The sequence below is a fragment of the Alcaligenes sp. WGS1538 genome, from assembly GCF_043187505.1.
Taxonomy (GTDB): Bacteria; Pseudomonadota; Gammaproteobacteria; order Burkholderiales; family Burkholderiaceae_B; genus Alcaligenes.
On the sequence record NZ_CP171109.1, the window covers coordinates 1,749,264 to 1,776,170 of the forward strand.

Sequence of the window (26,907 nt, forward strand, 5' to 3'; positions counted from 1 at the left end):
GGCCAGATGTGTTGGCGAGCGTTTTTCAAAGGGCCTTGTCATGCCGTGGTTGCGCTATGATCGAAAGCTGATCCGGGGCACTGCCGCATCCTGCCCCGGCTGACACTGGAGTCGCCATGTCCGTGAATTTGAAAGAAATCGGCGGCGTGCCTGTTCTGGCGCGTCATAAAGCATCTTGCCACTGCGGCGCCGTGCGCCTGGAGCTGGACCTGCCGGACGGCGTGGTCGACCCGCGCCGCTGCGACTGCTCCCTGTGCCGGCGCAAGGGTTTCATCATGGGCTCCACCCGGCTGGACCGCATCCACATCGTCCAGGGGCAGGAACACCTGCGGCTCTACCAGTTCAACACCCGGGTAGCCCGGCACTATTTCTGCGGGATTTGCGGCGTGCACACGCATCACCAGCGTCGATCCAATCCGCAGGAATACGGCTTCAACGTGGGCTGCCTGGAAGGCGTCAATCCCTTCGACATCCCGGATGTGCCGGTCAACGACGGCGTCAACCACCCCTCGGACCGGCAGGCCTGAGCCCGGCCGCGTTCACTTGCCCACTTTCCACTGCAGCTCGACGGTCTTGCCGTCCGGCGGGCTGCGCTGGATGTACAGCTGCGCCTTGCGATGGGCGCTGGGCATGTCGAAGCGGGCCTTGTAGACCTGCTGCCGGTTGTTCTTCGACGTCCAGGCGGGCGCCCGGCCGGCGCACCGCTGCACCAGGGCGATCAAGTCGGCCAGCTCCTGCCGGGCGCGGTCTTCGCTGCTCTTGTACCACGAGCATTGGTAGTAAGCGGATTCGATCTCGCCGCTTTCTTCAAACTGCGTGACATAGCAGTTTTCGGCGTCGGCGCCTGGCAGCAGGAAGGTGGTTTCGTAGAGATCTTCGTCCGTCTCGGCGCCCTTGATGTCGTTGAACAAGGAATCGGCGTGCAGGCCCAACTGGTTCAGTTCATTGCACTGGCTCCAGGCGAGCAAGGGGGCGGCCAGCAGGACCAGGCCCAGCGACAGGGTGTGCGGTTTCATGCGCGGCTCCATGCGATTCAAAGCGGCAGGCCGTGCCAGGCGGCCGACTGTTGGAAGAAAGACGGCAGGCTGGCGCCCTGGTGGACGGCCTGCAGGCCGCCCTGGAAGGCCTGGACGCGCTCCTGGGGAGTGCCGTGGTGCGAGGGATCGTTGAAGGCATAGTCGCCCTTGCCGAAAAAAGACAGCATGGTGGTGCGCAGATCCACGGGATTCCACTGGGCCAGCTGCATGGCCCGCATACCCATGTACCAGCCCGCCAGTCCGTCCGCATGCAGTTCCATGGCCTTGCCGGGCGGGCGGGCCTTCACGTTCATGAATTGCAGGATATGCCCCCATTCATGGGCCAGAATGCCCATCATGGCATGATCGGCCCTGCCGCCCATGGGGCCGGCCTTCATGAACTCTTCCATCATCAAGGTCATGCCGAAGACCACCGTGCCATGCGGAAAGGAATGATTGCCCAGGATCGCGGTGGTGGCGAAGGCGTTGCCCTGATTGCCGTCGTTCAGCATGAACAATCCCGGACGCACGCCGAAGGTCTGGCTGAGTATGGCATGCTCCAGCGTCATGCCCTGATCGAGCATGGGATTGCCCGTCGAGCTGAACAGTTGCGGGCCTGGGCCTGCCGCGCCGCCGTAGCTGGCGGACCAGGAACAGGCGATGTCGCCCTGCGCCGCCTCCTCGGGAGGCGGATCCTGGCCGGGCGGGGAGGCATAGTCGTCGGTGGGCCAGGCGAAAGCGGCGCCACAGGCGCAGCTCAGTCCCAGGCAGGCAGTGGCGCCGAGCAGCCGGCGCCGGTTCGGTGAAGGTTTCGATGAAGGCATGACAAGGCTCCCGGAGGCGTGGCAGGCGATGCGCCTGTCAGAAATTGCGCGTATGGTACGAGCCGGCCATGTTTTCGGATATAGCCAAAATGGGGTATATGCCGGGGCGCGGGACGGCATCCCATCGGCGGGGCAGGGCGCTGCGCGACAGGGGCGGCAAGGGTATACTCCCAGGCCAGTTGCATTCCGAATCCAGAGGTGTGTCGTGCAGGTCGTGGTCATGGGCAGCATCACCGTCGATATCGTCGTATCCGGCATGCCGGCGGAGCTGGCGCGCGGCGACAAGCAGGAGGTCGCCGCGATCGAGCTGTATCCGGGCGGCGGGGCGGTCAACGCCACGGCGGGCTTTCTGGACCAGGGCGAGCAGGTGCGCCTGCTGGGCGCGGTAGGGCGGGATGAGCTGGGCGCGCGCCTGCGCGCGCATCTGGACGGCTTGGGCGTGGACACGAGCGGCGTGCAAATGTGCGCCGACCAGCAGACGGGCAGGGCCATCGTGCTGGTGGGGCCGACGGGCGGCGCATCGGTGCTGGCCCGGCGGGGCGCCAACGGCGGCCTGCGCGTGCGGCCGCAGGACCTGGCCGCCGACCTGCTGTACGTGGCGCCGCTGGCTGGGGCGCCCATGGAAAGCCTGGCCGTGGCGCTGGCGCAGGGCGGCAAGCGCGCCGCCTGCCTGATGGTCAATCCCGGCGTGTCCAGCGTGCAGCGTCGGGACGAGGCTTTCCGCCAGGTCTGGGAGCGCGCCGACGTGCTGGGCCTGAACGCCGTCGAGGCGCAGATGCTGGCCGGGGTGGCGCCGGCCGATATCCTTGCCGATCTTCCCGTGGCCCAGGCGGGCCTGCTGGCCGAGCGCCTGCAGCGCCATGCCAGGCAGGCCGTGGTGATCACCCTGGGCGTGCAGGGCGCGGTGCTGGCTCTGGACGGCCAGCGCCATTTCGAGCCGGCCCGCCAGGTGGCGGTGCGTTCGACGGTGGGCGCGGGGGACGCCTTCAACTCCCGTTTCGCCCAGGCCTGGTGCCGGCGCCGCGATCCGGGCTATGCTTTGCGGCAGGCCACCCAGGCTGCCGCGGACGTCCTGGGGCAATGGTCCGGAAACCTCTTTGCCCCCATGCTGGGGGAAAGCCCGGACGAAGGGCCCAAAGCGTAGTTCCTTCTCAAGAAAGAGGCTGTGCCATGGCGCATATCGTGATCATCGTCGTCCTGTATGTCCTGATCTCCGGCATTCTGGGGCTTACGCTCTACCATACCCGCCCGCGGACCTGGCTGCGCGACACGGCATTGCTGATGGTCACGCCGCTGGCCGTGCCCGTGATCTACGGCATCGTGACGCTGCTGGAGCGCTGACCCGCCCTCAGGCGCCATCCTGTTCACGAGAGCGGCGCATGATGTATTGCTGAATCTCCGAACGGACCTGGTCCTGCGTGCATGCGCGGCTGCGGTAGGCCATCCAGCGCCAGTGTCCGCCCTGCGGCGTGTTCAATTCAACCTGCGTCAGCACGTATTCCTGGTCTTGCTGCAGGCCATGCAGCCAGGACGGCAGCGGTGAACTGGGGCTCCATGCCGCATAGATGGGCACGCCTGCCAAGCTGCCACCTATATAGAAACGGTAAAGCTCGATGGGCATGGTGGCTCTCGTCTGAAAAATGGGTCCGGGACAGGCGGACTGCGCTGGCCAGGACTTCATTTAACGTCATTCACGAAAGCCGGGCATCTGCCGTCCGGTTTAGGGCGGGCTAGGCCGGACGGCGCATCGGACCCGCGGCGTACATGCTCCGCACGCAAGCCGGGGCGTCTTCACAATCGTTGACTTCATGTCTGGCGGGGGCGCGGCTACCATGTCGTCAATCCCTGTATTTGACTGTTTGTTTCGGATCGATGTCATGAGTAACGCCACCTTTTTGATCGATTATGTGCCCATGGCGCTGATGCTGGCCGGCGCCGGCATCCTGGGCTTCATCCTGGCCTCATTCTGGTTCCATCGCGCCTGATCGGTCTGCCGTCATGCCTTGCGCTCCGGCGGCCGACTTCGTACGCCCTTCCTTCGTTCCCGGTGTTGCTTTTTCTGCAATTTTGTGCACAAAGGCTTCAGCCTTCAAGCAAGTGTAGTAAGCTGCTTTTCACGGTCCGGCCCCCGCCTGTGCTCAGGGCCCGGCCGAACATCCGTTGAACGCGGATTTCTTGGACTTCTTGTTTTCGTTCCGGCGGCCCGTTCGCCGGGGCCGCAAACCCAGGTCGCTCAGGAAGGGAAATCATGTTTTACCGCTTGTTTTCGGTGTGTGCAGGTTCTCTGGTCCTGTCGGCGTGCGCCTCATCCGCCGAGCAGCCCAGGTCCGTGGCGCAGTCCAATCCGGCTGCGGCCTTTTGTCAGCGCATGGGGGGGCAGACCTTGCTGTACCAGGGGCCGCGCGGCAACTATGGCACCTGCCGGATGCAGGACGGCTCGGAAGCGGAGGAGTGGGCTTTCTACCGCACCTGGTTCCCGCGCCGGGACTGATTGATGTCCGAATGTGGTTTTTGTGGCGATATTGGCCGCACTGATGGGCTAAGGTGATAAACTTAAGCAATCAAAAGTGTTATCCGGGAAGCAGAATCTTATGAAAACCACGCGAACTACCCGTCGGCAAGTCTAGCCGTGGCCGCGTAGCGTTTCGTTTGCTTTCCAAGAACGTTCAATTCAAAAGCGCGGCTTTTCAAGGCCGCGTTTTTCATTTCAGGAAGTGTTATGGTCCGAATCACACTGCCCGATGGCTCCCAGCGAGAGTTCCCGGGTCCGGTTTCCGTCAGCGATGTCGCGAACTCCATTGGCACCGGCCTGGGCCGGGCCGCCTTGGCCGGCCGCGTGGGCGCGCCCGGCGCCGAGTCGCGCCTGGTGGACACCTCCTATGTGATCGACCATGACAGCGAGCTGGCCATCATCACGGCCAAGGATGCCGAAGGCCTGGATCTGATCCGGCACTCCACGGCGCACTTGCTGGCCTATGCCGTCAAGAGCCTGTTCCCCGACGCCCAGGTCACCATCGGCCCGGTCATCGAAAACGGCTTCTACTACGACTTCTCCTACAAGCGCCCCTTCACGCCCGAAGACCTGGAAGCCATCGAGAAGAAAATGGCCGAACTGGCCAAGAAGGACGAGGTCGTCACGCGCGAGGAGTGGCTGCGCGACGACGCCGTGGCCTTCTTCAAGAGCATAGGCGAGGACTACAAGGCGGAGATCATCGCCTCCATTCCGTCCAACGAACCCATCAGCCTGTACCGCGAGGGCGACTTCATCGACTTGTGCCGCGGCCCGCACGTGCCGTCCACGGGCAAGCTCAAGGTATTCAAGCTCATGAAGGTGGCCGGCGCCTACTGGCGCGGCGACAGCAACAACGAGATGCTGCAGCGCATCTACGGCACGGCCTGGGCCACCAAGGAAGAGCAGCAGGCCTACCTGACCATGCTGGAAGAGGCCGAGCGCCGCGACCACCGCAAGCTGGGCCGCGAACTTGACCTGTTCCACTTCCAGGAAGAGGCGCCCGGCCTGATCTTCTGGCACCCCAAGGGCTGGGTCGTCTGGCAGCAGGTCGAGCAGTACATGCGCAAGGTCTACCAGGACAACGGCTACCAGGAGGTCAAGGCGCCCCAGATCCTGGATCTGTCCTTGTGGAAGAAGACGGGCCACTGGGACAACTATGCCGAAAACATGTTCACGACCGAGTCGGAGAACCGCGTCTACGGCCTCAAGCCCATGAACTGTCCCGGCCACGTCCAGATCTTCAACGCCGGCCTGCATTCCTATCGCGAGCTGCCCATCCGCTACGGCGAGTTCGGCCAGTGCCACCGCAACGAACCTTCCGGTTCGCTGCACGGCATGATGCGCGTGCGCGGCTTCACCCAGGACGACGGCCATATCTTCTGTACGGAAGACCAGCTGCAGGACGAATGCGCCGCCTTCACGGCGCTGCTGCAGAAAGTCTATGCGGATTTCGGCTTCACCGAGATCCTCTATAAAGTGGCGACCCGCCCGGAGAAGCGCATCGGCGACGACGCCGTCTGGGACAAGGCCGAACAGGCCCTGATCGAAAGCCTGCGCCGCACCGGCTGCGACTTCGAGATTTCCGAAGGCGAGGGCGCCTTCTACGGCCCCAAGATCGAATACACCCTGAAAGACGCCATCGGCCGCCACTGGCAATGCGGCACCATCCAGGTGGACTTCTCCATGCCGGCCCGCCTGGGCGCCGAATTCGTCGATGCGCAGGACCAGCGCCGCGTGCCCGTCATGCTGCACCGGGCCATCCTGGGCTCGCTCGAACGCTTCATCGGCATGCTCATCGAGAACCATGCCGGCGCGCTGCCGGCCTGGCTGGCGCCCGAGCACGCCGTGGTCTGCTGCATCTCCGAGGGCTCGGCCGATTATGCCCAGGCTGTGGCCCAGGAATTGAAGAAACGGGGTTTGCGCGTCTCCTCCGATTTGCGCGGTGAAAAAATCACTCGTAAAATCCGTGAGCATAGTATGCAGAAAGTGCCCTATATCCTGGTCGTGGGTGAAAAAGAACGCGAAAACGGCACGGTCGCTGTGCGCGCGCGAGGCGGCGTGGACCTGGGCGTGATGCCTTTGGCCGATTTTTCCGCACGATTGGAGCAAGAGATCGATAGCCGTTACTAAATCAGGACGGCATCGTTTTTATCGACATTTTTAGGAGTTTTCGACATCGCAACCGAGAAAAAACATCGCATCAACGGTGAAATCCGTATCCCAGAGGTGCGACTCATTGGAATCGAGGGTGAACAGCTGGGCATCGTGAAGGTGTCCGAGGCGTTGGCCATGGCCGAACAGCACGACGTGGACCTGGTGGAGATCGCGCCCGCCGCGCAGCCGCCCGTCTGCCGCCTGATGGACTATGGCAAGTTCCGCTACCAGGAACAGAAGCGCCAGCAGGAAGCCAAGGCCAAGCAGAAAGTCATCCAGATCAAGGAAGTCAAGTTCCGTCCGGGCACGGACGAGGGCGACTACCAGGTCAAGCTGCGCAACGTGAAACGCTTCATCGACGATGGCGACAAGGTCAAGGTGACGCTGCGCTTTCGCGGCCGCGAAATGGCGCACCAGGAGCTGGGCATGCGGGTTCTGGAGCGTATTCGCGACGATGTCAGCGAGTTGTGTCAGGTTGAAGCCATGCCCAAGCTGGAAGGCCGCCAGATGGTCATGGTGCTGGCTCCTCGCAAGAAGGCCGCCTGATCTTCCGTATTTCAGCGCCCCGGCCCAGCCTGCGGCCGCTGTCCGTCCTGCCCGCCGCTTTCAGGCGGGCAGGACGCAACCGCCTTTGCAGTCCGCCTGCAAAGGCGTTTTTCTCTAGGTGTGAGCATGCACGTTCTGTTCATCATTGACCCCTTGCCCAGCCTGTCGGCCTACAAGGATTCCTCCGTCGCCATGATGCGCGCCTTTCTCGCGCGCGGACACCAGGTCAGCGTGGCCTTGCAGTCCGAGCTGTACATCGCCGACAGCCGGGTGCGCACGAGCCACATCGGCGTGGACATCGCCGAAGATGCCGACCTGCAGGGCCGCTCCTGGTGGACCCATCCGGGCCCGGCGGGCGACGACGAGCTGAACGTGTTCGATGCTGTGATCATGCGCAAGGATCCGCCCTTCGACATGGAATACGCCTATTCCACGCACCTGCTCGGCTTTGCCCAGGCCCAGGGCGCGCGCGTGTTCAACGCCGGCGCGGCCATCCGCAACCATCCGGAAAAGCTGGCCATCACCGAATTCCCCGAATTCACGCCCGCAACCCTGGTCACCCGTAGCATGCAGCGCCTGCGCGCCTTTCACCAGGAGCACAAGGACGTCATCGTCAAGCCGCTGGACGGCATGGGCGGCATGGGCATCTTCCGCCTGCGCGACCCCGAACCCAACCTGGGCGCCATCCTGGAAACCCTGACGGCCAATGGCAGCCAGACCATCATGGCGCAACGCTACATTCCGGAAATCGTGAACGGCGACAAGCGCATCCTGATCATAGGCGGCGAGCCCGTCCCCTATGCCCTGGCCCGCATTCCGCTGGCCGGCGAGACGCGCGGCAATCTGGCTGCGGGCGGGCGCGGCGTCGCGCAGCCGCTGTCGGAGCACGACTGGCGCATCGCCCGCACGCTGGGGCCCCGGCTGGCCGAACGCGGCCTGCTGCTGGTGGGCCTGGACGTGATCGGCGACTATGTCACCGAAATCAACGTCACCAGCCCCACCTGTTTCGTGGAGATCACGCAGCAGACGGGCTTTGACGTCGCCGAATTCTTCGTGAAGGCCGTCGAGAACGCGACGGAGCGGACGTGATCCGCCTGGCCTTGATCATGCACGAGCCGCTGGCCAGCGCTTTTGCCAGCTGCGCCGAGCATGTGCTGGGCGAGCAGCCCGACCTGTTCGTCTTCGACATACAGGCCGACGAGTGCACGGACAAGGCGGTGGAGCGGCTGCTCGCGCAACTGGAAGCCCGGACCGAGCCGGCCACCCTGATCCTGTGCGACCTGTACGGCGCCACGCCCTTCAATGTGGCGCGCCGCGTGCAGCAGGGCCTGCAGGACAAGGGACAGGCAGTGCATCTGTTGACCGGCACCAATATGTGCATGGTTCTGAAAGCCCTGACCGAGCGCCGCGACAATCCCGAGCGCCTGGCCCAGGACGTCATGGAAGGCGCCATGCGCGGCATCGTCGACGCCGATTGCCATTGCTGAGCCGGATTTTTCTTTTCACTTTTCCAGATCGACCTTATGCCAACAGTCTCCATCGTCATCAGCAACAAGCTGGGTCTGCATGCCCGGGCCGCTGCCAAGCTGACGCAGCTTTCGGGCCGTTATGCCAGTGAAGTGTTCATCTCGCGCGGTTCGCAGCGCGTCAATGCCAAGAGCATCATGGGCGTCATGATGCTGGCGGCCGGCATGGGCGTGACGGTGGTGGTCGACGCCGAGGGCGAGGACGCCGAACAGGCGCTGCGCGATATCCAGGCCCTGTTCGACGCCAAGTTTGGCGAAAACGAATAAAACAACGTAGTCCGACATGAATTCTGCTGCCGCTCGTCCCTCCGCGTCCGATTTCACCGCCATGTTCACGGCCCAGGGCCAGGCGGTGGTCAAGGGCTATGCCATCGCCAAGGCGGCGGTGATGAGCGCGGCGGCGCTGGAGGTGCCGCACTACCGCATCGGCGTCGAAGACGTGGATTCGGAATGCCAGCGGCTGCTCAGCGCCATGGCCAGCACCCGCGACGAGCTCAAGGCGCTGGTGGATCATCTGCCGGCCGATGCGCCGCGCGAGCTGGCGCCCATCCTGACGGTGCACAGTCTCTTGCTGGACGATCCCATGCTGACGCAGCAGACCTGCGCCATCATCGCCGAACGTCAGTACAACGCCGAATGGGCCTTGACCACCCAGGGGCAGATGCTGGTGGAGCAGTTCTCCCAGATGGAGGACGCCTACCTGCGCGAGCGCGGCGCGGACGTGCGCCAGGTCATCGAGCGCGTGCTGCGCGTGCTGGCGGGCAAGCCGGCCCTGCTGCCGGGCTTCTCCGCCGCTCAGGACGAGGCCTTGATCGTGGTGGCGCGCGACATATCCCCGGCCGACATGCTGCGCCTGCGCGGCGGGCACTTCGCCGCCTTCCTGACCGATCTGGGCGGCCCGACTTCCCATACCGCCATCGTGGCGCGCAGCATGAACGTGCCGGCGGTGGTCGGCCTGGGAGGCTTTCGCAGCCTGATCCGGGATGGCGACTGGCTGATCGTGGATGGTTTCACCGGCGCGGTTATGGTCAATCCTTCGCCGGCGGTGCTGGCCGAATACCGCGATCGCCAGCGGGCCTATCTGCGCGAGCGCGAGGAGCTCGAAGCACTGCACGATGCGCCGGCCGTGACGCTGGATGGCATTCCCATCCGTCTGGAGGCCAATATTGAGCTGCCTGAAGAGGCCGAACTGGCGCTCAAGGCAGGGGCCGACGGCATCGGCCTGTTCCGCAGCGAATTCCTGTTTATGGGGCGCAGCGACCTGCCTTCCGAACAGGAGCAGTACGAAGCCTACGCGCGCGTGGTCAAGGCCATGAACGGCAAGCTCGTCACCATCCGGACCCTGGACATCGGGGCGGACAAGACGCTGGACGGCGATGCCACCGTGGCCACCAATCCGGCCCTGGGCCTGCGCGCCATCCGTTATTGCCTGGACAGGCCCGAGATGTTCGCCACCCAGTTGCGCGCCTTGCTGCGCGCCTGCGTGCATGGCCAGATCCGCATCCTGATCCCCATGATCTCCTCCATGAGCGAGGTCTACGCAACGCGCCAGGCCATCGAGGCCGCGGCGCGCGAGCTGGAAAGATCCGGCACGCCTTTCGCCCGCAATTACCTGCTGGGCGCCATGGTGGAAGTGCCGGCCATCGCCATCGCCATCGATCCCTTCGTCGAGGAACTGGACTTTCTGTCCATAGGCACCAATGACCTGATCCAGTACGTGCTGGCGGTGGACCGCGGCGACGCCGAGGTCGCGGATCTGTACGATCCCATGCATCCTGCCGTCCTGCGCCTGATCGCGCACACCATCAACGCCGCCGAACGCGCAGGCAAGCCCGTGGCCGTGTGCGGGGAAATGGCGGGCGATGCATCCGTCACGCGCATGCTGCTGGGCCTGGGCCTGAAGGAGTTCTCCATGCATCCGCAGCAGTTGCTGGACGTCAAGAAAGAAGTGCGCCTTTCCCATTCCAATGCCTTGCGCGTGAAGGTGGCCAGCGCCCTGAACCGGGCCGAGCGCATCGATCTGGCCACATTAGCCGCCTAAGCATGTGAAATCATTGCTGTTTCTCGCCTTTATTTTGTAACAGGGCGAGCTTGCGGCTTTTCCGATGATTCCGTCTGTAACAACCCCGTCATATGGCTTGGGGACGCAGTCGCTTGTCCTTAAAGGGTTTCCGGCGCTTGACGGCCGTACGGCACGGGAATATTGAAATCAGGATTTACACTAATAGGCTGGTCGCGTCCGTCCGCCTCGCTAGAATGGTGCTTAGGGGAGTTGTAACAGACCCACTGCCGAGCCGGCAGTCGCTTCAGGCCCGGCATCATTTTTTCTAGCGACTTTGGACTAGTAGGAAGGAAATCTTATGAAAACGACTCGTGCTCATTTTGCTGTGATGGCCGTCGCTGCTTCGATGACTCTTTTGGCAGCCTGCTCCAAAGAGGACGACAACGCCGCTCCAGCCAACGGCGCGCCGCCTGCTGCCACTACTCCTGGAACTTCGTCTCCATCCACGCCTGCGCCTTCCGCGCCGGCTCCATCGACTGACCAGTCGGCCGCCGACAAGACGCAAGAGCTGAAGCAGGCCGCTGCCAACACGGCCGACAAGGTCAAGGAAGATGCTCGCGAAGCCAAGGAAAATGCCAAAGACAACACGGCCGCCCTGAAGGAAGATGCCAAGGCCGCCGCCGACAAGGTGTCGGAAAAGGCGGGTGAAGCCAAGGATGCCGTGGCCGACGCCGCTCATCGCACCGGCGACGCCATCAAGGAAGGCGCCGCCAAGGCCGACAACGCCATCCAGCGTGAACTGGGCAATGGCGTGAACTCTGCGCCATCGAACGTGCCTTCCGAGCAGGCCAAGCCCTGATAGAGCAGAACCGGCTCCGGTCGTTCGACCATAAAAGCGGGTGCCTTTGGCGCCCGCTTTTTTTATACTGCTCATATCGTGAATGTTTACAGGAGAAGGTCATGATCAATCGTAGCGACTGGCTGGAAGATCTGCAGAAAAACGTATCGGAGCTGATCGCCAAGAGTCCGGCCGCCGACATCGAGCGCAACGTCAAGGCCTTCATGGGCCAGACGTTCAATCGCATGGACCTGGTGACGCGCGACGAGTTCGACACCTACAAGCTGATGCTGGAGCGCGCCCTGGCGCGCATCGCCGCCCTGGAGACCCGCCTGCAGGCCCTGGAAGGCCGGCAGACGCCGGTTGTGCAGCCTGATGTGCCCTTGATGGACAAGGAGCCGGGCCAAGACTGATTCGGCCGGCAGCTTGGCCATCGTGATGCCGGCCCGCGGCACGGCGACATCCAGGTTCTTCAGTTCCTTGTTCCTGGTGCTGACGGGCGTGTGCGCGGCGCTGCATATCTGGAAAGTGCCGCCGGCCTTGCCCGCCATGCAGCGCGAACTGGGGCTGGATCTGGTCCAGTCGGGGTTTCTGCTCTCCAGCGTGCAGATGGCGGGCATGCTGCTGGGCCTGCTGATCGGGCTGCTGTCCGAAAGAGTGGGCCTGCGCCGCTGCATCCTGATCGGCCTGGGCATCCTGAGCCTGACGTCCCTGGCCGCGCCTTTTTTCGATCACGGCAGTCTCATCCTGCTCAGCCGCGCCGTCGAAGGCTGCGGCTTTCTGATGGTCGTGCTGCCCGTGCCGGCGCTCATCAAGCGCACGACCGATGCGGCCATGCTCAGCCGCATCATGGGCCTGTGGGGCTGCTACATGCCGGCCGGCGCGGTCCTGATGCTGTGGGCGGGCGCCGGCTGGCTGAGCGCAGGTTCCTGGCGCGTCCTGTGGCTGGCGCTGGCCGCGCTGACCTTTACCGTGTTGTTGCTGACATTCCGGCTGGTCCCGCGCGATCCCGCCCGTGTCGTTGCGGCATCGGGCGCAAGGCCTGTGCTGGCCTTGCTGCTGCGCGAGACGCTGGGCTCGGGCCGCGTCTGGCTCGTGGCCCTGAGCTTCGGGGTCTACGCCGCGCAATGGGCGGCCGTGGTGGGCTTCATGCCGACCATCTACAACCAGGCGAATATCTCGGTGGCCGTCGCGGGTCTGCTCACGGCCGTCATCGCCGGCGGCAATGTGATCGGCAACCTGGGCGCCGGGCGCCTGCTTCATGCCGGGATGGCGGCATACCGGCTGCTGCAGATCGGCTTCCTGAGCATGATGGGCGCGGCGGTGGCGGCGTTCGGCCTGACGCAGGACATTACGGTCCAGTTCGTCGCCGTCCTGCTGTTCTCCATCATGGGCGGCTTGATACCGGCCACTCTTTTCTTCCTGGCGGTCACGGTCGCGCCGTCGCCGCAGACCACGTCCTCCTCGGTGGGCTGGGTCCAGCAGTGTTCTTCCTTGGGCCAGTTCGTGGGCCCGCCCGTGGTGGCCTGGACGGTCAAGATGCTGGGCGGCTGGCAATGGGCCTGGGTCGCCACGGCCGGCTTTGCCATTGTCGGTTTGTCGATGTCGCTGCGGCTGGCTCGTCTGCGCCCGGCCAAAAGCGTCTGAATCATTTCGCGCCCGCGCTTGCCCAGCCCCGCCGCGCGCGGTGCGTTCCTGCTCCGGATTCATGCTTTCCGAATAAGCATATAGTCTTGCCGCATGCTCCGGTCGTCATCAAGCGCCCGTATACTGCGCCATGACTGAAACGGGGGAAGGGATGGCGTCATCGACACATTCCGCCCGGCCGCCCTGGCGGCTTGCGGCGGAAATCTTCTGGATATTCCTGCGGCTGGGTTGCACGTCCTTTGGCGGGCCCATTGCTCATCTTGCCTTTTTTCGTCAGGAATTCGTGGACAGGCGCCGATGGCTGGATGACGGGCGCTATACGGACCTGGTCGCTCTGTGCCAGTTCTTGCCGGGTCCCACGAGCAGCCAGGTCGGCATGGGCCTGGGTTTGCGGCGGGCGGGGCTGGGCGGGGCGATTGCCGCCTGGCTGGGCTTTACCTTGCCATCCGCCGCGATCATGATTGCCTTGGCCTGGGGGCTGGAGTCCTGGGCGGGAGCAACGCCCGATGGGTTTTTGCAAGGGTTGAAGATCGCCGCCGTAGCGGTGGTGGCGCAGGCTGTGTGGGGCATGGGCCGCAGTCTGTGTCCCGACCGCGGCCGTCTCACGCTGGCCGGCTTGACGGCGGTTCTGGCTCTGGCCGTGCCATCTGCCTGGGGGCAGCTGGGGGGCATAGTGCTGGGGGCGCTGGCGGGCTTGCTGTTTTTTCCGGCTGAGCCAGCCTCCGTGCCCCAGCCTGCAAGTCTGAGCCAGGGCTGGCGAGCCAGCCTTGTCGCCGGCGTGCTGTTCCTGGCCTTGCTGCTTGCGCCGGGGTTGACGGGGCAGGGCGGGCAGGTCTGGCCTTTGTTCGACGCTTTCTATCGCACGGGTTCACTGGTCTTTGGCGGGGGACACGTGGTGCTGCCTTTGCTGCAAAGCGAAGTCGTCGCGTCCGGCTGGGTGGATGCGCCGACATTCCTGGCAGGTTACGGAGCGGCCCAGGCCGTGCCGGGCCCCTTGTTCTCCCTAGCGGGTTTTCTGGGCGCGGCCGCATCTGTGGGGCCGGGCGGCGCGGCGGGCGGAGCGCTGTGCCTGTTGGCGATCTTCCTGCCGGGCATGCTGTTGGTGGTCGCGGCCTTGCCCCACTGGGACAGACTGAGCCAGATGCGAAGGACGCAGACGGCCCTCAAAGGCGTCAATGCCGCCGTGGTCGGCTTGTTGCTGGCGGCTTTCTACGATCCGGTCTGGACCAGCGCCATCCGCGGCGCGCCTGATTTTTCCCTCGCCCTGATCGCCTTCCTCGTCCTGACGCAATGGCGGATGCCGCCATGGCTGGTGGTACTGTGCAGCGCCCTGGCGGGCTGGGCGTTCTTGTAGCGTACTGGTTCAGGAAACACGGCGCATAGGTACAAGTCCGCATCGTCTTGCAGCGTCCGCCGTATGGAATCCGCCGGCGGCGTCAGGCAGACTGGGGATTTGCGCATAAGGGGGGGGAGGGCTCATGTCCCTGGCCGTGCTGAACAGTTGCGCCCTGTCGGGCCTGGATTTCATTGATGTGCGGGTGGAGGCCCATGTGGCGCCGGGCCTGCCGGCCTTCCACATTGTCGGACTGCCGGATGCCGGCATACGCGAAAGCCGCGAGCGGGTGCGCTCCGCCTTGCAGGCCAGCGGCTTCGATTTCCCCGCGGCGCGCCTGACCATCAATCTGGCGCCCGCCGATCTGCCCAAGGACTCGGGCCGTTTCGACCTGCCGGTGGCGCTGGCCATTCTGCTGGCCAGCGGCCAGCTCGGCCGTCCCGACGGGCAGGGGCGGGAACGTGCCGTTCCGGACCTGGAGCGCTACGTCATGGCCGGCGAGCTGTCCCTGACCGGCGCGGTGGTGCCGGTGCAGAACGCCTTGACCATCGCCCTGGGCATGGCCCGTCGCCGCACGGGGCTGTGCCTGATACTGCCCACGGACAGCGCGGCGCTGGCGGCGCACGTGCCGGATCTGCCGGTGCGCGGCGTGGCCAGCCTGGCCGAGGCCGCCGCCTATCTGCGCGGCGAGCTGGACCTGGGGCTCATGCCGGCCTTACCCTGGCCGGAGCAGGAACACGGCCCCGAACCCTGCCTGTCCGATGTGCTCGGCCAGCCCCTGGCATGCCGGGCCCTGGAAGTGGCGGCGGCCGGCGGCCACAGCCTGCTGCTCAGCGGCTCGCCGGGCGTGGGCAAGACCATGCTGGCGCAGCGCCTGCCCGGATTGTTGCCTGTGCTGGACAAGCAGGCGCAGCTTGAGCTGGCCGCGCTGCATGCCCTGGCGCACGCGTCGCCGCGCTTCAGCGCCCGCCCGCCGTTCCGGGCGCCGCACCACAGCGTGTCGGCGGCCGCGCTGATTGGAGGCGGGGCGCAGCCCAGGCCGGGAGAAGTATCCCTGGCGCATCACGGCGTGCTGTTCCTGGACGAGTTGCCGGAGTTCGACCGGCGCGTGCTGGAGGCCTTGCGCGAGCCGCTGGAAGAAGGCTGCGTGCGCATTTCCCGCGCCCAGAAGCGGGCCACGTATCCGGCCCGCTTCCAGTTCGTGGCCGCCATGAATCCCTGTCCCTGCGGCTGGGCGGGGCACCGGCACCAGGCCTGCCGTTGTTCGCCCCTGCGCCGGGAGCTCTATCGACAGCGCCTTTCGGGTCCCATGCTGGATCGCATCGATCTGTGCGTGACCATGACAGAACCGTCTCAGGATCCGGAACTGGCTGCGGAACCCTCCGGCCGCGTGCGTGTGCGCGTCGCCAGGGCGCGGGAGCGGCAACTGGCGCGCCAAGGGTGCTGCAACGCACGGCTGTCCGCGGCGGCGCTGGCCGAGCATGCGCGCCTGGCTGGCGATGCGCGCCAGATGCTGCTCGATGCGCGGCGCCGCTGGCATTGGTCCGAACGCACCCATGGGCGGCTCGTGCGCGTGGCGCGCAGCGTAGCCGATCTGGCGGACGAGCCCGACGTGCAGCGCGCGCATGTGGCCGAGGCCTTGCAGTTCCGGCCCAGCTTGCCTTGAGCCGAACGGCGAAAGCGGAGCTGGGTGGCACGACGGAGAAATCCGTGCCGCAGGCATGAGCGCCCCGCGGATTGCTCAAGGGTCAGGGCGCCAACGCGCCCTGTTCGGTGTAGACCTCGTCCGCAGCCAGCAGAATGTCTACCGGAGGATCGAAGCCGATGATCCGGGCGGTATCCAGGTTCAAGGCGATCTTGGCGGGGTCCACCCAGATCTGACTCAACTGGCGGGGCTTGGCTCCGTTGAGGATGCGCGCGATGACTTCGGCATGAAAAAGCCCGACGTAAGAGTAGTCGGCTTGCGCCAGGCTCATGAGCAGGCCTGCGCGCACCTGAGCGGGATCGAGCATGGCGAAACTGGGGACTTTGGCCTTGCGCAGGATGCCGGCAATTTCTCCGATGTTCTCGGTCGTGATGCCTCTGTGCGTGGTGACATACACCGCATCGACTTCCTGGCTCAGCTTGCGGTAGCACTCGACGACGTTGCGGGTGGCCTGGGCCGTGGTCAGCTCATTGGTGCCGGTGGTGCAGGATTTCATTTGGAAGCCGTCTTTTCTGGCTGCTTGCTCGACAGCGGGCACCGCCGCATAACTGCGTCCTTCCAAACTGTCTTCGTAAACCATTCCCAGAGTCTTGAACTTGACGATGTCGAAGAAAAGCTGGACCTGGCGTTGGTAGCGTTCCGGCTGCACACGGGCGTGCAGATTGTCCAGGCCGCTGTCGCTTGCGCTGGCGACGATGCGGGAACCCACGGCATCGCTGGCCGAGGCCACCACCGTCGGGACCGGGGCGCCCAGTGCGACCATGTCTTGCCCGGCCCAGGTGCCCATGGCAAGGATAAGGTCGATGTCGTGGCGTTCCTGCAGTCGTTGGCGTATCGCTTCACGAACGACGGGGCGCTGTGCGGGATCGAAGTTCCCCGGCTGCCACCAGGCATCGGCGACGAATTCAAGCGTGTCGCTGCGGGCATGCTTGACCAGGAAGTCCCACATCTGGCGACCGTTGAGCTGCTCGGGTATGTCCGGGACGCTCAGCCAGCCCAGCTTCTGCAGCCCCTGGATGATCGCCCGCAACGTGTCCGGGTATTCGGAATAATCTCCGCTTTCAAGATAACCCAGGCGCCATTTGCCGCCGTCTGGCTTGAGGCGCGGCGTGGTGGGGAACACAGCCTGTTTCGCCGAACCGGATGCCGTCGTCCAGGCCGGGTGGGACGGCGGCACGGGCCCGGCGGTCGGCGCCAGGGCTGCGGCGGGGAGCGCCAGGACGAGGGTCAGCAGGGTCGAGCAGGCTCTAAGCATAAGGGCGGCGAATGGCGATAAGGGTGATGTCATCGAAGGGACTGGCGCCGTCGGTGAACTGGTGCACGTCGTCAAGCAGGCCTTGGGTCAGGGTGGTGGCGCTGGTCACAGGTGCGGACAAGCGCGCGATCATGCGGGTTTCGCCATATTGGGTATCCTGGCGGTCCGTGGCGTCAGTGATGCCGTCAGTGTAACCCAACAGGGTCTCGCCCCGATCCAATTGGTAGGTGAAACACTGGTACTGCAGGCCCTCCTGGACACCGCAAGCGGGGCCGCTGCGTCCGGGCAGCAGACGCACGGTTCCATCGGCGCGGATGAGGGCGGGAGGGGGATGTCCTGCGTTTGCCCAGACCAGCGAGCCCGTGGACAAGTCGATGACGCCCAGCAAGAGGGTGACGAACATCATGTTCGGATTATTTTCGGCCAGGCGATTGTTGATACGCTGCAGGAGCAGTGCAGGATCGGTTTCGTCTTCGGCCGTGGCCCGGATCAACGTGTGAGTGACCGCCATGAACAGGGCGGCGGGAACGCCTTTGTCGGACACGTCGCCGATGGCAAAACAAAGGCGGCCGTCGGGCAGGAAAAAGTAGTCGTACAAGTCGCCCCCCACTTCCTTGGCGGGCTGAATCGCGGCGTGCAGATCGATCTGTCCCAGCGTTTCGGCCGGCAAGGGCTTGGGCAGCATGCCCATCTGGATGTCGCGGGCAATGTTCAGTTCACTCTTGAATCGCTCCCGGGCCGACGTCTCCAGCATCAGATGCTTGATGTTGTTGCTGAGCTTGTCCTGCATGGACAGGAATGACGCAGCCAGACGGCCTACCTCGTCGCGATAGCGCGTGGGCATCTGCGTGATGCGTTCGGGGGGCTGGACATGGGTCGTCAGGTCCTGGCTGGGCAGCTTGAGCGCATAACGAGTCAGCGTATCCAGGGGTTTGGCGATACGGCTGGCCATGAGCCAAGCCAATGCCAGAGCCAGCAGGAGCGCGCCCGCGAAAATCATGGCCTGGCGTTGGATGAGCCGTCGCGCGGGCGCTGTCAGATCGCTCTGCGGGACTGCGGCGCCCAGCGTCCATTTGAGCGGCTTGTAATAGAGAGTATGGATGCTCCAGGGCTGATGGCCTTTGGGCTGCACGGTGATTTGCTGTTCGGCGGCCGGGGTGAGCAGGATGTCTTGAAGCGCGCGACCGGACGTTCTTTCGGGCGCCTGAAGCAGGTCGGCATGCTCCGCGGGCGGCGGTACGACAAAGCGGCCGCTGTCCGTCATGATGAACAGGAAGCCCGATTGAGCCAGCGTCAGGCCGGACAAGGCATTGCGCAGGGCGGCTTCCATACGGGTCTGCTGGGCCTGAACCTGGTTGGTGATGCCTTGCGCGTTATCGGAAACAGCCAGCATCCAGTTCCAGGGCTGGAAGTAGCTGAAATACGCGTAGCGCGTCTCTTTAGGGCCGGCCGCAGGGTCCGCGGGCCAGCGGTAGAGGGCGAAGCCGTAGCCGGAATACCGGCTTTCCTCGTACAGGGCCTGCGCCAATGGGCGCCCTTTGATATCCAGCAGGGAAGAGATGTCCTGGCCGATCATGGCGGGCGAACTGCTGGCCAGGACTTGGTGGTGGGCATCGTAGAGAAAGGCGTAACGTCGATCCCCGAGCGGCAGGCGATTCAGCCAGGCGAGAGCAAGCTGCTTGGCATCGTCGTCGGAGAGCACGCCCAGTTGCGCCTTGGACTCGTAGCTCGACAGGACGGACTGGATGGTGGCCCCCAGCTCCATCAATTGCGCCCGGCCAGTGCGCACGTTGTAGATTTTGTCGTCCAGCAAGGTTTCCCAGCGCACTTCGGTGTGCCGCAGTACCAGTTGCAGGACGTTCTGGACAGCATGGCGCTCGTTGGCTTCGACGGCGCGCGTCATGTCTCGCTGAGTCACTGGCATGACCGCGCCGGCGATCACGAGCAGAAGGCCCAGCACGGCCAGGAAGATCTTGCCACGAAGGGAATGCAGAAACATATGGAGCCGAGGTAGAAAGATGAGCAAGACAAATTACTTCAATTGTAAAATCGCGTCTACTTTATTTACCGCCAGGGTTGGTTTTTATGCGTAACGCGATTTTCCAACGTATTCAGGATGGGCTGCGGCGTCGTCCGGCGCTCGAGATCACCCTGGCCTGTCTTGCCGTGCTGCTGCTGGCGCAGACGCTCATCGGGGCGCTCAGCCTGGCGGCGCTTGATCGACTGAACCGCGACATGGTGGCCGACCGGGTGGAGGTCGAGGTTCGTCGCATGGCCGTCGATATAGAGAGCGGCCTGCGCCTGGGCAAGCCGCTCGCCCAGTTCTTTGGTCTGGGGCGGCTGCTGGGCCAGGGCCTTGCGGAGCTGCGGGATGGGCGAGGAGCGGCGGTGTGGCTGACCGATGGTCAATCCGTCGCGGCTCAAGGGGAAGACATACCGGAATCGCCGGCGCTGTTACGTGCAGTGACGGATCCGCAAGCCCCTTTGGCGCCGGGCGTCGTCCGGCGCCCCAATCACGCAGCGGCTTTCTTTACCGCGCATCGCATCACGGTGGCCGTAGCGCTGCGGGATGCGGCTGCGTCGACCCAAGGAGTGGCCCTGCTGTCCGTGGCGCGGGACACCGCAGCCAGTCAGCCGCTCGTCCTTCGTAACCTGGGCATGCTGGGGACGGTGACGTTGCTGGTCGGCTTAGGGCTGGCGGCCGTGTACAAGTATCTGGTGCCGGCGGAGCGGCTGGGCCGCGAAGGGCGCTTGAATTTCCTCTTGCCCCTGGGAGCCCTGATGCTGGCTCAGGGAGTCTACGCTGGGGACACGATCGCCACGTTCCGGTCCGTATCCTTGCAAGTGACACGCGACAATGCCGCCATCGTGGCTCAGGGACTGCAACGCGACCTGGAGCGCGTGCTGGCGTATGGGATGGCCATTGACCGCCTGCGAGGAGTGGACGCTCCGCTTGCGCGGCTGGCAGGCACATTTCCGATCATCCGGTCCATCGAGCTGCTGGACGCTTCGGGCAAGGTCCTGGAGCGAGTGGATGCACAGCCGTCCGCGTCGTTGCCGGCCGATGCGGGCGCGGCAGAAGCGTCGCTGTCTTTGCCTCTCATGACGGAAGGCGGACGGCGCCTGGCCGGCAGCCTGAGGCTGGAACTGGACGATGCCCTGGTCGCGGCCGGCGTGCGGGCGCGCATGCTTGATGCCGCTACGGTCGTGGTGGTCGCCTTGGTGGCGGCAATCGAGATGCTGCTGCTCTTGTCCTTTTTGCTGCAGCGTCCCCGCGGCGCGGAAAGCAGCGGGAAAGCAGTCGGGCAGGTCGGGAGGCCGGTCATGTTTGGATTCTTGTTTTCCTGGGCGTTGCCGCTGGGGTTTTTGCCCGTGTATGCCCGTAGTCTGCCGGCTGATGGTTTGACTTTGCCCACCCATCTGTTGATGGCATTGCCTATATCCGTGGAAATGTGCGGCGGACTGCTGACGGCCCTGCTGGCGGGCAGCCTGACGGACCGCAAAGGTTGGTCGGTCCCCGTTCTAGGTGGGCTGGGCGTCTGCGGCCTGGGCTTTCTGGCCAGCGCAATGGCGCCGAACCTGCTGTGGTTTGCGGCTGCCCGCGGCCTGGTGGGGTTGGGGTATGGCCTGACCTGGATGGGGCTGCAGGGCTTTGTCGTCATGCGCAGTCCAGCGAACTACCGGGGACGCAACATGAGCAACGTCTTGGCCGGGCTGTTCGCGGGTCATCTGGCCGGCGCGGCGGTGGGCGCCATGCTGATGGAGCAGTTGGGGGGGCAGGCTGTGTTTCTGGTCGGCGTGGCGTTCCTGTTGTTGCCGCTGCTGGGCGTGACGGTACTCATGCGATCGTACAGGATGAGTACCGGGGAGCGGGCTACGCCGAATTCCGGCTCCGCCCCGGTAAAGGTTGACGAGGGGCAGACATTGTCCAGGTTGCGGCAGACGATACGTCTGATATGCACGCCAGGTTTCGGCTTGCTGCTACTGGGCAGCGTCGTGCCGTTTTCGATCGCGCAAGTCGGCCTGCTCTCTTATGCCTTGCCTCTTTATATGGATGCCCAGGGCGCGTCGGCCTCCAGCGTAGGGCGCGTACTGATGGTCTACGGCTTGTGCGTGATCTATCTCGGGCCTTTGATGGGAGAGCTGGCCGATCGCACGTCCATCAAGAAGCGCTGGATCGTGGCAGGGGGCCTGGTCGGCAGCCTGGGCTTGCTGGGCCTGCATGACGGTGATGGCCTGACGATGGCCGTCCTTGCCGTGCTGTCGCTGGCTGTCGCCAGCTGCCTGATCGGGGCGTCGCAATCTCCTTACATGCTGGCTTTGCCGGATGTCCAGCGCTACGGGGCGGCGGGGGCCACCAGCATCGTGAAGGCCGCCGACAAGCTGGGACAGATGGCCGGGCCTTTGGTGGTTGCAAGCTTGTATGGGGCGGTGGGCATGGGCGCCGGCCTGGCCCTGACGGGGATGATTTATCTGTTGGCGACCCTGCTGTTCATGATGTTCACCCCACGTCCGCCAAAACCGTGAAGGGTACGCGGGCGGTGAGGGCGGTCAACAGTTCCGCCGCAATGGTCGCGGCATGAAGGGCGACGGTCTCGACGGGCAGCTCCTTTCCCCAAAGCGTGACTGGCGTTCCGGGCCGCGCATCCTGCATGTCGCTCAGGTCGATGGCCAGCATGTTCATGCTCGGACGGCCCAGCAGGCGGGTGATCCGTCCGGCGACCGCGACCGGCGTGCCGGTCTGTGCATGGCGGGGGTAGCCGTCCGCGTAGCCGCAAGTCACCAGGCCGATGGTCATGGTGTGCGGCGCGACGAAGGCGCCGCTATAGCCCAGGCTGGCTCCTGCCTCCAAGAGTTGGACGTCGGCCAGTCGAGCTTGCAGGGTCATGGCCGGACGCAGGCCAAGATCGAGGCCGGTCAGGCCGTGTAGCGGACTGACTCCGTACAAGGTGATGCCGGGGCGGACCCAGTTCGTCCTGGCCGCTTGTGAAGGATGCTGCAGCATGGCGGCCGAATTGGCGCAGGAAATCGGCCCCTCCAGACCCGCGATGGCATGGCGAAAGCGCGCGTCGGCCTCCTGAATGCCGTCCGTGCGCTCGGCCCCTGCGTAGTGGTTCAGATGACCGATGCAGCGAATGTGCTTGCGGGCCAGGAGGGACAGGGCGCGCATGTAGGCCCGACGGTACCGGACGTCATCGAATCCGCCCATGCGCGTGTCGCCGGCATAGCGCAGCCAGACGGTGGGCGGCGCGAAAGGACGGGCTTGCGTCAGCCATTCCAGTTGATCGACTTGGCTGATGATCAGATGCAGGTTCGGCATATCCAGCGTGTCGGCTTCCGGCCGACTCAACAGCCCGGCGTGAACCAGGATGGGACCTTGCCACCCAAGGCCACGCAACTGACGGGCTTCAGCCAGCGTTTCCACGCTGATGCCGTCGGCTTGACGCAGGCCGGCAAGGACTTGCGCCAGCCCGTGGCCGTAAGCATCGGCTTTCGCAGTGGCCCAGATGCGGGCGGGGCTGGGCCCCAGACGTTTTCGCATCTGCGCCAGATTGTGCGCGACGGCGGCAGGATCGACGCATGCGCGAATGCGGTCTGAATCCTGGAGCAGACTATGTGTTGACATGCGTTCGGGTCTTTAGGACGGAATCCAATGAGTGGGTACCCGAACGGCCTGACTGGTTCCATCAATGCAGAGGCATGACCATGGTCAGACAGTTCCAATCGCCCTGCCGCTGATAGTGGAGGTCTTCCAGGTAGTGGCGCATCAGGCGCAGGCCGTGTCCGCCCGGGGTGGCGTCGTCCAGACAGGTCGCCAGAGGCGGGGGCGTCTCGGCGGTAGGATCGTAGGGGTGGCCATTGTCGCGCAATTCCAGCACGATGTGGCGCCCGCTCGCCCGGCAGGCCAGCGTGATGGCGGGCCGGCCCGCGGCAACACAGGGCTGGAACGCATACGACATGACATTGGTCAGGGCTTCGTCCAGGCACAAAGTCAGACCGAAAGTGGCGCGGGGAGGCCAATCCTGTCGTTCGGCGATGGATTCCAGCCATTCCAGGGCCTGGGCTACTGCCTGGGAATGAGCAGACAACTCGAGGGTGTTGTTGAGATCTGACATGGCAGCTCCTGGACTGGCGCCATCTTAGCGGGCCGAGTCTCCCCGGATACGGGCGGCCAGGCTCTCGGCTGCTTGGACGGAGGGAACTTTGAAGGCCAGGATGCCGCGCTCCAGCGGTTCGGTGATGCGAGGCGCCGCCACCAGTTCGCGACCGATGACCAGCGCCAGCATGGCGCCGGCATTTTCCCGGCTGGCGCCGCGCAGGCGTTCGGCTCCGTCGGAAGTGAAACGCAGGCCGACGAAATTCCCTCCTTGTCGATCGGCCAGGGCGGCGGCTTCCGTCAGGTCCTTGCGGGTAAGGATCGGACGTGGCTGCAGATAGATGATGCCCTCCGGAACCTGGACGGTCACCAGCTCGGGGCCGGGCTGTAGCTGGGCCAGATAAATGGCGACCGGCTGTACGGTACGGGAGTCGGCTGCCGATGGGGGGGCACCGCCCGAGGACGCCTGTGGCGAGGTCGACGGCATGTTCTGGCAGCCCGCCAACGTCAGCACGGCAGCCAGGAGGGAAGGAAGTAAAGCTCGAGTAGTCAATGACATGATGAAAGCCTGCACGGAATCCGGGATCTGAGGCGCGATGAAAGTCGGTGTGAATTCAAGGAATTGTAGTGGTTAAAACGCCCGGCGCAAGCCATGATTGCCACTAATGTCGAACGCGGACAGAAGCGTGAGCGGATCGGAACTGCGGCCGCGCCGGTGTTACTAAAACCAAAAACAAAACGGTGCAATCTGGCGGAGGTGGGCATGGCCATAGGGCTCAACAATTTCAGGCAGGCCAGCGGCGGCCTCTTGCTGCGTGAAATAAAACTGGATCAGGGCGAGGATGCGGTTCGCCAAAGCCGCCTGTCTCGCCTGGCGTCGCGCCTTGGAGGTTGGGTCAGTGCGAATGTACTGGGACGACAACAGCCGGTCCAGCTGCGCGCTCAGGAACGCATGCAGGTCAAGCAAGTATTTTTGAATCTGCTCAGGCGCGCCGAAGGCGACGAAGGCGCGCTGCGCGCCTTGGAGGCGTGCAGCTTGCCCTGCAATTGGGCTGACAACGATCGGCCTTTGACCAATCGCCAGGTTAAAAGGATTCTTGACAAGGCTCAGGAATTTCGCCAAAGCACGGTGCGCCATAACGATGGCCTGCTGTCCGCCAAACTGGCTCAGTTGCCCGGCATGGAAAACCGGGACCTGCGATCAGCCCTCAGCCGGGCTGTGAAGATGGATTTGCGTTACGGCAGTCAGCGTATGACGGATGCTGATTTGTCGACCTTAAGCGCGTTTGCGGAGAATGAGTTGCTTGCCGTGCGCCTTGAACAATGCCAGGAGCGCTTCCCCGCGCTCAGTCGATTCATCCGGGAGGCGCCGCAGTCCGACCCCTTGGGCAAAGTGGCATTGAATCCGGCCACTCTGATTGGCGATCTGCGCAGGGCTTCTCAAGAACTGGGTTTTCAATCGCCGGCACTGTCGCGGGCCTTCGAGCAAATCAATCAGACTACAGAGCTGCTGGGGCGTCTGGCTTGGACCACGCATGGTCTGAAGGCCCTTGCCGAGGCGCTCGAGAGGCAGGTGCGGGATCTGGAGGCTGTGGCTACTGAGCTCTGCAATTCAGACAGCCCGGCGCAAGCCGGGCAGGAATTCCATCACGCACTATGCGCCGATATTGACCGGCAAGTCCAGCTCCTGCACGCCAAGAGCGCATATGTGAATGAAATGCGCTTGATCGACCCGTTGACGGACCGTTCGGTCAAGCACAACAAGATGGTCTGGATGCAAGCAGGGCAATCCCTGCTGCGGCAACTGGACGAGATGCGCGCCCAGGGCGGCGCCAGTGAACAGGAAGGATCATGGACGGCCCTGGACCGGATCCGGAGCGCGTGGGTCGATGCCTGCCTCAAGTGCATGCAGGACTACGATGCCGGCGATCGGGACCTCGACGCGTTGCGACCCATTGCGGTTCCTGAGAAGGGCAATAGGGACGCGCATCCCGTCGTGCAGGCAAAACGCGCCGTGCTTGAGGATTTGAGGCGGCTGCTGAGCGACGCGGGTTTTACTCGAGGCACGCTGAACACCTTGTTTTCCAAGAACTCACTGGCTCGGGCTGAACGAGCGGCTCTGGCAGGAATCCATACCTGGCAGCCGCTGAGACGCGATATGCCCGTGATGCGAGACGGAGCGCTGCGCATCTATCAGAGCGAGATCACGCCGGCGCATCATTTTGATCGTCGTCTTGGTGTCGAGACGGGCGACGCCCGCATTGGCGGCGTGTCCTCGGGATTCACAGACAGCGCAGCTCATGCGCGCAGCCTGAAGATCAGCCGTTTGCTCGGTCCGTCCGGCCAGGCCATGACAACCGTTATCGGCCACGGCGTACTCGACATGTGGGGCATCAAAGACGAGTATTTGCGCGGCCAAGCCAATCGAAATGGCGCAAAGGAAGTGCTGGAGCTGGCTTTGTCCACCAACGCCCGCCTTATGGGCGGCTCGTCAAAGCCCTATCAGGCCGGAGAGGCGTCGCCTCAACGCCTGGTACATGTCAGCGTGAACCTGATTTCACCTGACAGCGTGCGGGAGAGACTGCCGGGCCTGAGGGATTACAAAGAAAAAACTTATACTTTCAATCAGTTCCAGGCATTCGAGGCCAATTCAGGCCCGAGCCGGACGCTGCGCCTGCTGGGCGGCAAGCACCAGAATGATGATGAGACCATGGAAGTGGACGTGGAGACCATAACATTCTCTTTTGGTATCAACGGCATCGCCACGGGAACTGCGCAGCATTTCCTGTTTGGCGCCTGGGCCAATGTGCACGAGCACAATACGCGCAATATGATCAAGCTTGTCGGCGACCTGGGCAATGGCCGCTTCGGAGCCGTAGGTGCGCGGCCCGGCGGGTTCATCGGAGAAGTCTACGACAGACTGCAAGCCTTGCAGTCTGATCCAGATGCCAATTCCGTCTCGCGACAGAAGGCGATGGATCTGATGGCGCAGCTCAGAGGCCAGACGGACCTCGTGCGATCCATGTTCACTCAGAAGGTCTTTCGCACGGGTAACGGCGACACGGCCAAGATGGGGCGTGAAATTCTGGTGCTGCAGGGCTTGGCCGAACGGGCCCTGGACCTGGTGGGCGCCACCGATCTCGCGGCCACCATGTCCAAAGGGTGCAAAAGCGATAAGGACCGCGGCGGCGTGATGGACGTGGAGTTGAAATCCAAGCTGATCCTGCAGGACCTGGGCGCAGGCATGAACCCCGATGATCGCCTGCAGGGAGATGATCAGGGCGTCTACTACACGGTCAGCTCCGGGTCGGGGCAACTGGAAAATCAGCGTTGGAACACCGGCCTGGCAGGCAGCAAGGAGGCGCGTCACTTGAAGGCCCGTCTGCCCGGTCCCGAAGTTCGTCAGTTCTTGTGCGGCCTGGGCAAATTCGCCCGGGCCTGATCTCGATATC

General features: G+C 64.2%; 25 protein-coding genes. 17 read left to right on the top strand and 8 right to left on the bottom strand.

What is annotated here, in order from left to right:
- Positions 1 to 116 precede the first annotated feature (116 nt).
- Positions 117 to 527, top strand: a complete 411-nt coding sequence (locus tag ACF3ND_RS08230; RefSeq protein ID WP_394065589.1) for a GFA family protein — start codon at positions 117 to 119, stop codon at positions 525 to 527.
- 12 nt (positions 528 to 539) lie between these two features.
- Here the strand turns inward: ACF3ND_RS08230 and ACF3ND_RS08235 are convergent, their stop codons facing one another.
- Together ACF3ND_RS08235 and ACF3ND_RS08240 are read right to left on the bottom strand one after the other, a co-directional pair.
- Positions 540 to 1,016 carry a hypothetical protein gene (locus tag ACF3ND_RS08235; protein ID WP_394065590.1) on the bottom strand — a complete coding sequence of 159 codons (477 nt, stop codon included), beginning with the start codon at positions 1,014 to 1,016 and terminating at the stop codon, positions 540 to 542.
- 17 nt (positions 1,017 to 1,033) lie between these two features.
- Entirely contained in the window at positions 1,034 to 1,840 is an 807-nt protein-coding gene (locus tag ACF3ND_RS08240; RefSeq protein ID WP_394065591.1) for a hypothetical protein, read from the bottom strand.
- Between the two features lie 220 nt (positions 1,841 to 2,060).
- Between ACF3ND_RS08240 and ACF3ND_RS08245 the strand changes: the two genes are divergently transcribed.
- Together ACF3ND_RS08245 and ACF3ND_RS08250 are read left to right on the top strand one after the other, a co-directional pair.
- A complete protein-coding gene (locus tag ACF3ND_RS08245) occupies positions 2,061 to 2,984 on the top strand; it encodes a carbohydrate kinase family protein (protein ID WP_394065592.1) in 924 nt (307 codons plus the stop codon).
- 26 nt (positions 2,985 to 3,010) lie between these two features.
- Positions 3,011 to 3,181, top strand: a complete 171-nt coding sequence (locus ACF3ND_RS08250; protein WP_394065593.1) for a hypothetical protein — start codon at positions 3,011 to 3,013, stop codon at positions 3,179 to 3,181.
- A 7-nt stretch (positions 3,182 to 3,188) separates the two neighbouring features.
- Here ACF3ND_RS08250 and ACF3ND_RS08255 read toward each other — a convergent pair whose 3' ends face one another.
- Positions 3,189 to 3,461, bottom strand: a complete 273-nt coding sequence (locus ACF3ND_RS08255) for a hypothetical protein (RefSeq protein WP_394065594.1) — start codon at positions 3,459 to 3,461, stop codon at positions 3,189 to 3,191.
- A gap of 627 nt (positions 3,462 to 4,088) precedes the next feature.
- On the opposite strand from ACF3ND_RS08255, the gene ACF3ND_RS08260 reads away from it, so the two are divergent.
- The 12 genes from ACF3ND_RS08260 to ACF3ND_RS08315 all read left to right on the top strand — a co-directional run bounded on the left by ACF3ND_RS08260 (position 4,089) and on the right by ACF3ND_RS08315 (position 16,064).
- On the top strand, positions 4,089 to 4,331 hold the full coding sequence (locus ACF3ND_RS08260) for a DUF333 domain-containing protein (protein ID WP_394065595.1): 243 nt from the start codon (positions 4,089 to 4,091) through the stop codon (positions 4,329 to 4,331).
- 228 nt (positions 4,332 to 4,559) lie between these two features.
- Positions 4,560 to 6,482, top strand: coding sequence for a threonine--tRNA ligase (thrS, locus tag ACF3ND_RS08265; protein ID WP_394065596.1), 1,923 nt, complete (start codon positions 4,560 to 4,562; stop codon positions 6,480 to 6,482).
- The gene (infC, locus tag ACF3ND_RS08270; RefSeq protein WP_394065803.1) at positions 6,483 to 7,052 is read left to right on the top strand and encodes a translation initiation factor IF-3; all 570 of its coding nucleotides are present in this window, start codon (positions 6,483 to 6,485) and stop codon (positions 7,050 to 7,052) included.
- 126 nt (positions 7,053 to 7,178) lie between these two features.
- Positions 7,179 to 8,141, top strand: coding sequence for a glutathione synthase (gene gshB, locus ACF3ND_RS08275; RefSeq protein ID WP_394065597.1), 963 nt, complete (start codon positions 7,179 to 7,181; stop codon positions 8,139 to 8,141).
- On the top strand, positions 8,138 to 8,539 hold the full coding sequence (locus tag ACF3ND_RS08280) for a PTS sugar transporter subunit IIA (RefSeq protein ID WP_394065598.1): 402 nt from the start codon (positions 8,138 to 8,140) through the stop codon (positions 8,537 to 8,539). Before gshB ends, ACF3ND_RS08280 begins: the two co-directional genes overlap by 4 nt.
- Before the next feature lie 36 nt (positions 8,540 to 8,575).
- Complete coding sequence (locus tag ACF3ND_RS08285; RefSeq protein ID WP_394065599.1) at positions 8,576 to 8,845, top strand: HPr family phosphocarrier protein; 270 nt, start codon at positions 8,576 to 8,578, stop codon at positions 8,843 to 8,845.
- Positions 8,846 to 8,930: 85 nt separating this feature from the next.
- Entirely contained in the window at positions 8,931 to 10,619 is a 1,689-nt protein-coding gene (gene ptsP / locus ACF3ND_RS08290; protein WP_394065804.1) for a phosphoenolpyruvate--protein phosphotransferase, read from the top strand.
- A gap of 319 nt (positions 10,620 to 10,938) precedes the next feature.
- Positions 10,939 to 11,439, top strand: coding sequence for a hypothetical protein (locus tag ACF3ND_RS08295; protein ID WP_394065600.1), 501 nt, complete (start codon positions 10,939 to 10,941; stop codon positions 11,437 to 11,439).
- 101 nt (positions 11,440 to 11,540) lie between these two features.
- Positions 11,541 to 11,831, top strand: a complete 291-nt coding sequence (locus tag ACF3ND_RS08300) for an accessory factor UbiK family protein (protein WP_394065601.1) — start codon at positions 11,541 to 11,543, stop codon at positions 11,829 to 11,831.
- A 22-nt stretch (positions 11,832 to 11,853) separates the two neighbouring features.
- On the top strand, positions 11,854 to 13,065 hold the full coding sequence (locus ACF3ND_RS08305) for a CynX/NimT family MFS transporter (protein WP_394065805.1): 1,212 nt from the start codon (positions 11,854 to 11,856) through the stop codon (positions 13,063 to 13,065).
- A 151-nt stretch (positions 13,066 to 13,216) separates the two neighbouring features.
- Entirely contained in the window at positions 13,217 to 14,419 is a 1,203-nt protein-coding gene (chrA, locus tag ACF3ND_RS08310; RefSeq protein WP_394065602.1) for a chromate efflux transporter, read from the top strand.
- A gap of 124 nt (positions 14,420 to 14,543) precedes the next feature.
- Positions 14,544 to 16,064, top strand: a complete 1,521-nt coding sequence (locus tag ACF3ND_RS08315; protein ID WP_394065603.1) for a YifB family Mg chelatase-like AAA ATPase — start codon at positions 14,544 to 14,546, stop codon at positions 16,062 to 16,064.
- Between the two features lie 82 nt (positions 16,065 to 16,146).
- On the opposite strand, the gene ACF3ND_RS08320 is transcribed toward ACF3ND_RS08315, so the two are convergent.
- Together ACF3ND_RS08320 and ACF3ND_RS08325 are read right to left on the bottom strand one after the other, a co-directional pair.
- Positions 16,147 to 17,358, bottom strand: coding sequence for an ABC transporter substrate-binding protein (locus ACF3ND_RS08320; RefSeq protein WP_394065604.1), 1,212 nt, complete (start codon positions 17,356 to 17,358; stop codon positions 16,147 to 16,149).
- Complete coding sequence (locus ACF3ND_RS08325) at positions 17,351 to 19,357, bottom strand: SpoIIE family protein phosphatase (protein ID WP_394065605.1); 2,007 nt, start codon at positions 19,355 to 19,357, stop codon at positions 17,351 to 17,353. The genes ACF3ND_RS08320 and ACF3ND_RS08325 overlap by 8 nt, the downstream gene beginning before the upstream one ends.
- Before the next feature lie 86 nt (positions 19,358 to 19,443).
- On the opposite strand from ACF3ND_RS08325, the gene ACF3ND_RS08330 reads away from it, so the two are divergent.
- The gene (locus ACF3ND_RS08330) at positions 19,444 to 21,885 is read left to right on the top strand and encodes an MFS transporter (protein ID WP_394065606.1); all 2,442 of its coding nucleotides are present in this window, start codon (positions 19,444 to 19,446) and stop codon (positions 21,883 to 21,885) included.
- Here the strand turns inward: ACF3ND_RS08330 and alr are convergent.
- The 3 genes from alr to ACF3ND_RS08345 form a co-directional block, all read right to left on the bottom strand.
- Positions 21,860 to 22,984, bottom strand: a complete 1,125-nt coding sequence (gene alr, locus ACF3ND_RS08335) for an alanine racemase (protein ID WP_394065607.1) — start codon at positions 22,982 to 22,984, stop codon at positions 21,860 to 21,862. The genes ACF3ND_RS08330 and alr overlap by 26 nt on opposite strands.
- 61 nt (positions 22,985 to 23,045) lie before the next feature.
- Positions 23,046 to 23,474 carry an ATP-binding protein gene (locus ACF3ND_RS08340; RefSeq protein ID WP_394065608.1) on the bottom strand — a complete coding sequence of 143 codons (429 nt, stop codon included), beginning with the start codon at positions 23,472 to 23,474 and terminating at the stop codon, positions 23,046 to 23,048.
- 24 nt (positions 23,475 to 23,498) lie between these two features.
- Positions 23,499 to 24,014 carry a preprotein translocase subunit SecD gene (locus ACF3ND_RS08345; protein WP_394065609.1) on the bottom strand — a complete coding sequence of 172 codons (516 nt, stop codon included), beginning with the start codon at positions 24,012 to 24,014 and terminating at the stop codon, positions 23,499 to 23,501.
- A 93-nt stretch (positions 24,015 to 24,107) separates the two neighbouring features.
- On the opposite strand from ACF3ND_RS08345, the gene ACF3ND_RS08350 reads away from it, so the two are divergent.
- A complete protein-coding gene (locus tag ACF3ND_RS08350; RefSeq protein WP_394065610.1) occupies positions 24,108 to 26,897 on the top strand; it encodes an inositol phosphate phosphatase SopB in 2,790 nt (929 codons plus the stop codon).
- The last annotated feature ends 10 nt before the right edge of the window (positions 26,898 to 26,907 follow it).